Here is a 10897-nt window from a genome sequence, read left to right as displayed (position 1 = left end):
CCGGCGGGTAGGGTCCGGGCCGTGAGCCACGCCGCCGAGCCCGCAGCCGCCCTCGAGGTGGCGACCGTGCTGGCCGACCCCGCCGCGCTGCCCACCTACGCCCACCCCGGCGACGCCGGGGCCGACCTGACCACCCGCGTCGACGTCGTCGTCGGCCCCGGGGAGCGGGTCACGGTGCCCACGGGCGTGTCCATCGCCCTGCCCGAGGGGTACGCGGCGTTCGTCGTGCCCCGCTCGGGGCTGGCCGCGCGCCGCGGGCTGACCACGCTCAACGCCCCCGGCACCGTCGACGCCGGGTACCGCGGCGAGATCCGCGTCACGCTGCACAACACCGACCTGCGCGAGGCCGTGGAGCTGCGCGCGGGGGACCGCGTGGCCCAGCTCGTCGTGCAGCGCGTGGAGCGGGTGCGCTTCCTGCCGGTGGACCGGCTGCCCGGCTCCGCGCGCGGCGAGGGCGGCCACGGCTCCACCGGCGGCTCGGGCGCGCTCGCCGCGGCCGGGGGCGTCGACGCGCTCGCGCCGCACCACGCAGACCAGAGCACCACCACCGGGGAGGGACGACCGTGAGCCTGTTCCGCCGCAAGCGCGTCAAGGACGCCGAGGCCGACACCGCGACCACCGCGAGCACCGACGCCGCGAGCACCGAGACCGCGAGCACCGACAGCGCGAGCACCGACAGCGCGAGCACCGACAGCGCGAGCACCGCGACCGCGAGCACCGCGACCGCCGGCCGCGGTGACGCGGAGCAGCCGGCCGGGGGCGCCGCCGCGCCGGCCCCGGACCGCTCCCGCGGCCCGTTCGACGCCTCGGAGGTGCCCGCCGAGGACGGCCGCCTGCCCCTGGGCGGCCTGCGCCTGGCCGGGCGCGAGGGCATGGAGCTGCGCTTCGAGGTCGAGGAGGCCGGTCAGCGCGTCATCGCGGTCACCGTCGGCCTGGGCGGCTCGGCCGTGCAGCTGCAGGTCTTCGCCGCCCCGCGCAGCAGGGGCGTGTGGGACGAGATCCGCGCCGAGATCGCCGCGGCCGTCGGCGCGCAGGGCGGCGTCGCCGAGGAGCGCGCCGGCTCCTTCGGCGCGGAGCTGCTGTGCCGGCTGCCGGTGCGCACCGAGGACGGGCGCACCGCGCACCAGCCCACCCGCTTCGTCGGCGTGGACGGGCCGCGCTGGTTCCTGCGGGCCGTCTTCTCCGGGCCGGCCGCGCACGACGAGCAGGCCGCCGCGCCGCTGGAGGACGTCCTGCGCGACGTCGTGGTGGTGCGCGGCACCGAGGCCATGGCGCCGCGCGAGCTGATCCCGCTGGCGCTGCCGGAGGCGCGCCCGCAGCCGCCGGCCGACCAGGACGAGCAGGGCGGCGCGGGCCACCCGGGCGGGCGCGAGGAGCTCGAGCCGTTCGAGCGCGGACCGGAGATCACCGAGGTCCGCTGAGGCGCCCGGACGGGTCGTCGGGGGCGACCGGGTCACGCAGGGCGCCCCGGGGTCCTACTCTGGTGGCCGTGTCGAAGTCGTCGGTGCTGAGCACGCCCCTCTGGCGGCGCGCGCTGCAGCGTTTCACCGCTTCCGAGTCGGACCTCGCGGCGGAGGAGGCCCAGCAGGACGCCGTGCGCCACGGCGGGACCCCCTGCCAGGCCATCCCCAACCGCACCCGCGCGTGCGTGTGCGGGACCCTGCGCTCGGTCACCCTGCGCCCGCGCGGCGGCGTGCCCGCGCTGGAGGCGGAGCTGTTCGACGGCTCCGGCTCGGTGGCGCTGGTGTGGCTGGGCCGCCGGCGCATCGCCGGGGTGGAGCCGGGGCGCCGGGTGAAGGCGCGCGGCCTGGTCGCCGACGACGACGGCCAGCGCGTGATCTTCAACCCGGACTACGAGCTCCTCAGCGCCGAGAGCCCGTGACGGGGCCGCTGACGGGGTCCGCGGGGGGCGCGGACGGCGCGGGCCCCGCCCCCACCACGGTCGAGGAGGTCGTGCGCCGGCGGCTGTCGGCCGCCCTGGGCGGCTGGCGGGGCCTGCTGGACTCCGCCGCCCCCGCGCTGGCCTTCCTCGTGGCGTGGCTGGTCACCTCCGACCTGCTGGTGTCCGTGGGCGTGTCCGTGGCGGTGCTGCTGGTGGCCCTGGTGGCCCGCGTGGCGCGGCGCGAGACCGTCCAGCACGCCCTGGGCGGGGTCCTGACGACCGCGGTGGCCGCGTTCATCGCCTCGCGCACCGGCCGCCCCCAGGACTACTTCCTGCCCGGGATCCTGCTCAACGCGGGCCTGGCGGTCCTCTTCGCGGCCTCCATGGCGGCGCGCTGGCCCGTGGTCGGCTTCGTGGTGGGCGCCGTCACCGAGGACCCCACCGCGTGGCGCCGCGACCGGGGCGTGGTGGCGCTGTGCCAGAGGCTCACCGGCCTGCTGCTGGCCGGCTACGTGCTGCGGGTGGCGGTGCAGCTGCCCCTGTACCTGGCGGGCAGCACCACGGCGCTGGCGGTGAGCAAGCTCGTGCTGGGCTGGCCGCTGCTGGTGCTGGGCGTGGTGGTCGCCGGCGCGGTGCTGCTGCGCGGGCGCACGCCGCTGGAGCCCGGCGGGGTCCTGGACGGGGCGCCGGCCGCCCCGCCGGCCTGAGCCCCGCCGGACCGCACCCCGCCGGCGTCAGGGGGCGCCGAGCAGCGAGCGCAGCTCCGCCTCGGCCTCGGGCACGCTGAGGAACATCAGGTGGTCGCCCACCTCCAGCACGTCGTCGGCGGTGGGCGGGATGGGGCGGTCCCCGCGCACGATGGCGACCAGCACGGCGTCGACCGGCAGCGGGATCTCCCCGACGGTGCGGCCCACGACCGGGCTGGAGCCCTCCAGGGTGTACTCGGCCATCGAGGTGTTGCCCTGCTGGAAGGTGAACAGGCGCACCAGCTCACCGACGCTGACGGCCTCCTCCACCAGCGCCGTCATCAGCCGCGGCGTGGACACCGCCACGTCCACGCCCCACGCCTCGTCGAAGAGCCACTCGTTCTTGGGGTTGTTCACGCGCGCGACCGTGCGCGGCACGCCGTACTCGGTCTTGGCCAGCAGCGAGACGACGAGGTTGGCCTTGTCGTCGCCGGTGGCGGCCACGACGACGTCGCAGTCGGCCAGCTCGGCCTCGTCCAGGCTGGAGATCTCGCAGGCGTCCGCGAGCAGCCACTGCGCGTCGGGCACGCTGTTGATCTTCATGGCGGCGGGGGAGCGGTCCACCAGCAGCACGCGGTGCGAGTTGGCCAGCAGCTCGCGCGCGATGGAGCGCCCCACGATCCCGGCACCGGCGATGACGACGCGCATCAGGCCCCCTCCTCCGGCGCGGCGGCCAGCACGGCGGCGGCGACCGCCGCGCGCTCCTCCGCGACCACGACGTGCACCAGGTCGCCCTCCTGGTGGACCATCCCCTTGACGGGCACCACGCCCTGGCCCAGCCGCGTGACGTACGCCACGCGCACCCCGGCGGCGGCCTCCAGGGCGTGCAGGGGCCGGCCCACCCACGACTCGTGCACCGGCGCCTCCACCATCACCACCCGCCCGCTGGCGTCGCGGAACTCGCTCAGCGCCCCCTCGGGCACCAGGCGGCGCAGCACCTGGTCGGCCGTCCAGCGCACCGTGGCGATGGTGGGGATGCCCAGGCGCTGGTACACCTCGGCGCGGCCGGGGTCGTAGATGCGCGCCACGACGGTCTCCACGCCGAACTTCTCGCGGGCCACGCGCGCGGCGAGGATGTTGGAGTTGTCGCCGGAGGAGACGGCCGCGAAGGCGTCGGCCTGGTGGATGCCGGCCTCCACGAGCGTGTCGTGGTCGAAGCCGACGCCCGTGACGCGCTGGCCGGCGAAGGAGGTGCCCAGGCGGCGGAAGGCGTCGGCGTTCTGGTCCACCACGGCCACGCTGTGCCCGCGCTGCTCCACGGTCAGGGCCAGGGTGGAGCCGACGCGGCCACACCCCATGATCACGAAGTGCACGACCCCTCCGGTGCGTCTGGGCGCTCGGGCCGCCGGCTCCTCCGGCGGGTGCCCCGGGCCGGGACGCTACCGCTTCGGCCCCGGCACCGCCCCGCCGGGCGCCCGGGCCGCCGAGTGCCCGCCGCGGGAGCCGCGCGGGCCTAGCATGGGTGGACGTGCCCTCTGTGACGGACGCGGTCAAGCGCGTGCTCGTCGGCCGGCCGTTCCGCAGCGAACGCCTGTCCGAGACCCTCCTGCGCAAGCGCATCGCGCTCCCGGTCTTCGCCTCCGACGCCCTGAGCTCGGTCGCCTACGCCCCCGACGAGGTCTTCCTGACCCTGTCGATCGCGGGCATCGCCGCCTACGCCTTCTCGCCGTGGATCGCCGCGGCGGTCGTGGTGGTCATGCTGGTGGTGGTCGCCTCCTACCGGCAGAACGTGCACGCCTACCCCTCGGGGGGCGGCGACTACGAGGTGGCGACGGTCAACCTGGGCCCCAGCGCGGGCCTGACGGTGGGCAGCGCCCTGCTGGTGGACTACGTGCTGACGGTGGCGGTGTCCATCTCCTCGGGCGCGCAGTACGCCGCCACCGCGATCCCGGTGCTGCGCGGGCACGAGGCGCTGTTCGCGGTGGTGCTGGTGGTGCTGCTGATGACGGTGAACCTGCGCGGCATCCGCGAGAGCGGCACCGCCTTCGCGGTCCCGACCTACATCTTCATGTTCTCGATCATCGGCATGGCGCTGTGGGGCTTCGGCCGGTACCTGTTCGGCGACCTGCCGCAGGCGCCCAGCGCCGGCTTCGAGCTGGCCGCCGAGCACGACATCTCCGGGGGCCTGACGAGCCTGACGGGCGCCTTCCTGATCCTGCGGGCGTTCTCCTCCGGCGCGGCGGCCCTGACGGGCGTGGAGGCCATCAGCAACGGCGTGCCGGCCTTCCGCAAGCCCAAGAGCCGCAACGCCGCCACCACGCTGCTGCTGCTGGGCCTGATCAGCGTGACGATGCTGGTGAGCATCATCGCGCTGGCCAACCTCACGCACGTGCGCTTCGCCGAGGACCCGGGGGTGCAGCTGCTGCGCGACGGCGTGCCGGTGGGCGAGACCTACGTGCAGGACCCCGTCATCGGCCAGCTCGCGGCCACGATCTTCGACCACTTCACCCTGGCCTTCTACCTCGTGACCGCCGCGACCGGCGTGATCCTGGTGCTGGCGGCCAACACGGCGTTCAACGGCTTCCCGGTGCTGGCCTCGATCCTGGCCCGCGACGGCTACCTGCCCAAGCAGCTGCACACCCGCGGCGACCGGCTGGCCTTCTCCAACGGCATCATCGCGCTGGCCGGCGCGGCGGTCGTCCTGATCCTGGCCTTCGACGCGCAGGTCACCCGGCTGATCCAGCTCTACATCGTCGGCGTCTTCGTCTCGTTCACCATGAGCCAGACCGGCATGATCCGGCACTGGACGCGGCACCTGCGCACCGAGGCGGACCCGGCCGCGCGCGGGCGCATGAAGCGCTCGCGCGTCATCAACTCGATCGGCCTGGGCCTGACCGGCCTGGTGCTGGTGATCGTGCTGCTGACGAAGTTCACCCAGGGCGCGTGGATCGCGATCCTGGCGATGGTCGTGATCTTCGCGAACATGAAGCTGATCCGCCGGCACTACACCTCCGTGGCCCGCGAGCTGGAGATCGCGCAGGACGCCAAGGCCAAGGCGCTGCCCACCGGGGTGCGCAGCGTGGTGCTGGTCTCCAAGCTGCACAAGCCGACCCTGCGGGCGCTGGCCTACGCGCGCGCGGCGCGGCCCACGGAGCTGCAGGCGGTCACCGTGGCCGTGGAGCCGGAGGAGACCGCGGCGCTGCAGGCGCGCTGGGACGCGCTGAACCTGCCGATCCCGCTGACGGTGCTGGACTCGCCCTACCGCGAGATCACCCGCCCCGTGATCGAGCACGTCAAGGCGCTGCGCGCCCGGTACCCGCGCGACCTGGTCACCGTCTACGTGCCCGAGTACGTCGTGGGCCACTGGTGGGAGACGCTGCTGCACAACCAGTCGGCCCTGCGCCTGCGCGCGCGCCTGCGCTACACGCCGGGCGTGATGGTGGCCAGCGTGCCCTGGCAGCTGAGCAGCTCCGAGGGCATGGAGGACCGCGCGGAGCGCTCGGCGCCCGGCCTGGTGCGCCGCGGCGACTTCGGCCCGACGCCCACCCGTCCGCAGGCGTCCTCGCCCACCGCCGTGACGCCCCCCGGGCCCGGCGACGGAGAGCGCGAGGGGGCCCGGTGAGCCGCCCCGCGCGCGCGGGCGCGCCCGGCGCCGGCCGCGGCCGGCGCACCCGCCAGGCCCCCGAGCGGGGCGCGGACCGCACCGGCACCGAGTTCGAGGTGGAGGTCGGCCCCGTCGCCCACGGCGGGCACTGCGTGGCCCGCCACGAGGGCCGGGTGGTCTTCGTGCGCCACGCCCTGCCCGGCGAGCGGGTGCTGGTGCGGGTCACCGAGGGCTCGGAGGGCTCGAGGTTCTGGCGCGCGGACGCGGTGCGCGTGCTGCGCGCCGACCCCGACCGCGTCGAGCAGCCGTGCCCGGTGGCCAAGCCCGGCCTGTGCGGCGGGTGCGACTTCCAGCACGCGGCGCTGCCGCGCCAGCGCGCCCTGAAGGCCGAGGTGGTCGCCGAGCAGCTGCGCCGCCTGGCCGGGCTGGAGGTGCCCGTGGAGGTGGAGGAGGTGCCGCTGCCGGCGGGCGCCCCGGTGCCGGAGCACCCGGGCCTGCGCTGGCGCACCCGCACGCAGTTCGCCGTGGACGCCGAGGGCCGCACCGGGCTGCGCCGGCACCGCTCGCACGACGTGGTGCCGCTGGTGGACTGCCCCATCTCCACGCACGGCGTGGTGGGCAGCGGCGTGCTGGCCCAGCGCTTCGGCAACGTGGAGTCGGTGGAGGTGGCGGCCGGGTCCGACGGCGGCGAGCCGCTGGTGGTGGTCACCCCCGGCGCGGGCGCGCACGCGCACCTGCCCAAGCTGCCCGGCGCCTCGGTGGCCGTGCGCACCCCCGAGGGGCTGCACCGCGTCAGCGGGCGCACCTGGGTCGGCGAGCGGGTGCGGGTGCGCGGGGAGGAGCTGGCGTTCCGCGTCGGCGGGGCCGGCTTCTGGCAGGTGCACGCGGGCGCGGGCACGGCGCTGACGGAGGCGGTGCTGGACGCGCTGGAGCCGCGCGAGGGCGAGCGCGCCGTGGACCTGTACGCCGGGGCGGGGCTGTTCACCGCGGTGCTGGCGCGCGCGGTGGGCGAGCGGGGCGCGGTGCTGGCCGTGGAGGGCGAGGCGCGCGCGGTGCGCGACGCCCGGCGCACCCTGCACGGCGTGCCGCAGGTGGAGCTGTGGGAGGGGCCGGTGGAGGAGGCGCTGGCCGAGCCGGAGCTGGCCGCCTCCCGCGCGGACCTGGTGGTGCTGGACCCGCCGCGCGCGGGCGCCGGCCGCGAGGCCGTGGCCGGGATCGCCGCGCTGCGCCCGCGCGCGGTGGCGTACGTGGCGTGCGACCCGGCGGCGCTGGCGCGGGACCTGGCGACCTTCGCCGAGCACGGGTACGCGCTGGACGGGCTGCGCGCCTTCGACCTGTTCCCCATGACGCACCACGTGGAGTGCGTGGCGCGGCTGGTGCCCGCGGGCTGAACCCGGCGGGGCGGGCGCGGGACGCGGGGGGCGCCCCGGTGGTATCTTGACGTCGAGATAAATGGTCGCGGTCCCGGTGGGGGTGCCGCCGCGCGCGGGGCGCGCGAGTGGCAGCATCGGACGCGACGCCCGACCCGCGACGACGTCGAAGCGGACGACGAGTGAGGAGCTCACGGTGAGCAGCCAGAACAGCTTCCAAGCCAAGGCTACCCTAACGGTCGGCGGCACCGACTACACGATCTTCCGCCTCGCGGCGGTCGAGGGCGCGCAGGAGCTGCCCTTCAGCCTGAAGGTGCTGCTGGAGAACCTGCTGCGCACCGAGGACGGCGCGAACATCACCGCCGACCACATCCGCGCCCTGGGCGGTTGGGACCCCTCCGCCCAGCCGGACACCGAGATCCAGTTCACGCCCGCCCGCGTGATCATGCAGGACTTCACCGGCGTGCCCTGCATCGTCGACCTGGCCACCATGCGCGAGGCCGTGGCCGAGCTCGGCGGCGACCCCACCCGGGTCAACCCGCTGTCCCCGGCCGAGCTGGTCATCGACCACTCCGTCATCGCCGACGTCTTCGGCCGCCCCGACGCCTTCGAGCAGAACGTCGAGATCGAGTACGGCCGCAACCGCGAGCGCTACCAGTTCCTGCGCTGGGGCCAGACCGCCTTCGACGACTTCAAGGTCGTCCCCCCGGGCACCGGCATCGTCCACCAGGTCAACATCGAGCACCTGGCGCGCGTGGTCTTCCCCCGCGAGGTCGGCGGCGAGCTGCAGGCCTACCCCGACACCCTCGTGGGCACCGACTCGCACACCACGATGGTCAACGGCCTGGGCGTGCTGGGCTGGGGCGTGGGCGGCATCGAGGCCGAGGCCGCGATGCTCGGCCAGCCGGTCTCGATGCTCATCCCGCGCGTGGTGGGCTTCAAGCTCTCCGGCTCCATCCCCGCCGGCGCCACCGCCACCGACGTCGTGCTGACGATCACCGAGGTGCTGCGCAAGCACGGCGTCGTGGGCAAGTTCGTGGAGTTCTACGGCGAGGGCGTCGGCGCCGTGCCGCTGGCCAACCGCGCCACCATCGGCAACATGAGCCCGGAGTTCGGCTCCACCGCGGCGATCTTCCCGATCGACGACGTCACCCTGGACTACCTGCGCCTGACCGGCCGCAGCGAGGAGCAGGTCGCCCTCGTGGAGGCCTACACCAAGGAGCAGGGCCTCTGGCACGACCCGGCCCGCGAGGCGAAGTACTCCGAGTACCTCGAGCTGGACCTGTCCACCGTCGTGCCCAGCATCGCCGGCCCCAAGCGCCCGCAGGACCGCATCGTCCTGACCGAGGCCAAGGAGGCCTTCCGCGCCGCCCTGGGCGACTACGTCACCGACGCCCCCGCCGGCGACGCGCCCTCCAGCGCGATGAGCGACGTGATCGACGCGGTGGCCGGCTCCTCCCAGGACGAGGCCAGCGCCGAGAGCTTCCCCGCCTCCGACGCCCCCTCGGCCTCGCACAGCGACGAGCGCGACGAGCCCGCCGCCCCCGGCCACGCCAGCGGCCGCCCCTCCAGGCGCGTGCCGGTGACCATGGCCGACGGCACGCGCACCGAGATCGACCACGGCGCCGTCGCCATCGCCTCGATCACCAGCTGCACCAACACCTCCAACCCCTCGGTGATGGTGGCGGCCGCGCTGCTGGCCAAGAACGCCGTCGAGCGGGGCCTGACCCGCAAGCCGTGGGTGAAGACCTCCCTGGCCCCCGGCTCCAAGGTCGTCACCGACTACTACGACAAGGCCGGGCTGACCCCGTACCTGGAGAAGCTGGGCTTCCACCTCGTCGGGTACGGCTGCGTCACCTGCATCGGCAACTCCGGACCGCTGCCCGAGGAGGTCTCCGCCGCGGTCCAGGAGAACGACCTCGCCGTCACCGCGGTGCTCTCCGGCAACCGCAACTTCGAGGGCCGGATCAACCCGGACATCAAGATGAACTACCTCGCCTCCCCGCCGCTGGTCATCGCCTACGCGATCGCCGGCACCATGGACTGGGACGTCGAGAACGACCCGATCGGCCAGGACGAGTCCGGCCAGGACGTCTTCCTGCGCGACATCTGGCCCGACGCGGCCGAGGTGGAGCGGGTCATCGGCGAGGCCATCAGCAAGGACATGTTCGTCAAGGACTACGCGGACGTGTTCGCCGGCGACGAGCGCTGGCAGGGCCTGCCCACCCCCGAGGGCGACACCTTCGCGTGGGACGCGGGCTCCACCTACGTGCGCAAGCCCCCGTACTTCGAGGGCATGCAGGCCGAGCCGGCGCCGGTCGCCGACATCTCCGGCGCCCGCGTGCTGGCGCTGCTGGGCGACTCGGTCACCACCGACCACATCTCGCCCGCCGGGTCCATCAAGCCCGACAGCCCGGCCGGCACGTACCTCTCCGAGCACGGCGTGGAGCGCAAGGACTTCAACTCCTACGGCTCGCGCCGCGGCAACCACGAGGTGATGATCCGCGGCACGTTCGCCAACATCCGGCTGCGCAACCTGCTGCTGGACGGCGTCTCGGGCGGCTTCACCCGCGACTTCACCGCCGGTGGCGAGCAGAGCACCATCTACGACGCCGCGCAGAACTACGCCGCGGCCGGCACCCCGCTGGTCGTGCTCGGCGGCAAGGAGTACGGCTCGGGCTCCTCGCGCGACTGGGCGGCCAAGGGCACCGCGCTGCTGGGCGTCAAGGCCGTCATCACCGAGAGCTTCGAGCGCATCCACCGCTCCAACCTCATCGGCATGGGCGTGGTGCCCCTGCAGTTCCCGGCGGGGGAGTCCGCGGCGAGCCTGGGCCTGGACGGCACCGAGACCTTCGACGTCACCGGCCTGACCGAGCTGAACTCCGGCACCACCCCGCGCACCGTGCAGGTGACCGCCACCAGGGAGGACGGCTCCACCGTGCGCTTCGACGCGGTCGTGCGCATCGACACCCCCGGTGAGGCGGACTACTACCGCAACGGCGGCATCCTGCAGTACGTGCTGCGCTCGCTGACGAACGCCTGACGTCCGCGCCGCAGCCGACGGGCGGTCACCCCCAGGGGGGTGAGCGCCCGTCGGCGTCCCCGGCGCCCGCGCCCGGGGGCCGGCGCGCCCGCGCAGCGTGGTCACCCTCACCCGGACGGGTGCGTCCGCGGGGGTCAACCCCGCGCCGCTGCGTGCCGATGGGGGACCCGGGAGGTCCCGCGCAGGGGCCCGCGGCGAGGACGGGGCGAGGCGTGTTCGACGAGGCGTGGCGCAGCCAGGGCGAGGACGTCGCCCCGGGGGTCGCCGCTGCCCTCCTGCACCTGGTCGCCGGCGGCGGCCAGGTGCAGGAGG

Annotated in this window: 9 protein-coding genes; 7 read left to right on the top strand and 2 right to left on the bottom strand. The window is 75.1% G+C overall.

Translation table 11 applies throughout. The features are described 5' to 3' along the window. Positions 1-57: 57 nt before the first annotated feature. The 4 genes from dut to GTR00_RS05915 all read left to right on the top strand — a co-directional run bounded on the left by dut (position 58) and on the right by GTR00_RS05915 (position 2589). Complete coding sequence (gene dut, locus GTR00_RS05930; protein WP_166610714.1) at positions 58-567, top strand: dUTP diphosphatase; 510 nt, start codon at positions 58-60, stop codon at positions 565-567. Further along, on the top strand, positions 564-1421 hold the full coding sequence (locus GTR00_RS05925; protein ID WP_323132253.1) for a DUF3710 domain-containing protein: 858 nt from the start codon (positions 564-566) through the stop codon (positions 1419-1421). Before dut ends, GTR00_RS05925 begins: the two co-directional genes overlap by 4 nt. Positions 1422-1489: 68 nt before the next feature. Further along, on the top strand, positions 1490-1882 hold the full coding sequence (locus GTR00_RS05920) for an OB-fold nucleic acid binding domain-containing protein (protein ID WP_323132252.1): 393 nt from the start codon (positions 1490-1492) through the stop codon (positions 1880-1882). Continuing rightward, on the top strand, positions 1879-2589 hold the full coding sequence (locus GTR00_RS05915; protein ID WP_323132251.1) for a DUF3159 domain-containing protein: 711 nt from the start codon (positions 1879-1881) through the stop codon (positions 2587-2589). Before GTR00_RS05920 ends, GTR00_RS05915 begins: the two co-directional genes overlap by 4 nt. A gap of 27 nt (positions 2590-2616) precedes the next feature. Here GTR00_RS05915 and GTR00_RS05910 read toward each other — a convergent pair whose 3' ends face one another. Both GTR00_RS05910 and GTR00_RS05905 read right to left on the bottom strand, forming a co-directional pair. Beyond that, positions 2617-3276, bottom strand: coding sequence for a potassium channel family protein (locus GTR00_RS05910; protein WP_166610710.1), 660 nt, complete (start codon positions 3274-3276; stop codon positions 2617-2619). Beyond that, positions 3276-3941, bottom strand: coding sequence for a potassium channel family protein (locus GTR00_RS05905; protein WP_166610709.1), 666 nt, complete (start codon positions 3939-3941; stop codon positions 3276-3278). Before GTR00_RS05905 ends, GTR00_RS05910 begins: the two co-directional genes overlap by 1 nt. A 155-nt stretch (positions 3942-4096) precedes the next feature. Here GTR00_RS05905 and GTR00_RS05900 point away from each other — a divergent pair, with 155 nt between their 5' ends. The 3 genes from GTR00_RS05900 (at position 4097) to GTR00_RS05890 (ending at position 10585) form a co-directional block, all read left to right on the top strand. After that, complete coding sequence (locus GTR00_RS05900; protein ID WP_166610708.1) at positions 4097-6190, top strand: APC family permease; 2094 nt, start codon at positions 4097-4099, stop codon at positions 6188-6190. Then, a complete protein-coding gene (locus GTR00_RS05895; protein ID WP_166610707.1) occupies positions 6187-7563 on the top strand; it encodes a class I SAM-dependent RNA methyltransferase in 1377 nt (458 codons plus the stop codon). Before GTR00_RS05900 ends, GTR00_RS05895 begins: the two co-directional genes overlap by 4 nt. Positions 7564-7738: 175 nt before the next feature. Beyond that, on the top strand, positions 7739-10585 hold the full coding sequence (locus GTR00_RS05890; RefSeq protein WP_166610706.1) for an aconitate hydratase: 2847 nt from the start codon (positions 7739-7741) through the stop codon (positions 10583-10585). Positions 10586-10897: the final 312 nt, after the last annotated feature.

This window comes from Kineococcus indalonis, assembly GCF_009906395.1.
GTDB lineage: Bacteria > Actinomycetota > Actinomycetes > Actinomycetales > Kineococcaceae > Kineococcus > Kineococcus indalonis.
The sequence above is the reverse complement of the archived record's forward strand: the minus strand, read 5'-3'. Positions and strand labels throughout refer to the sequence as shown.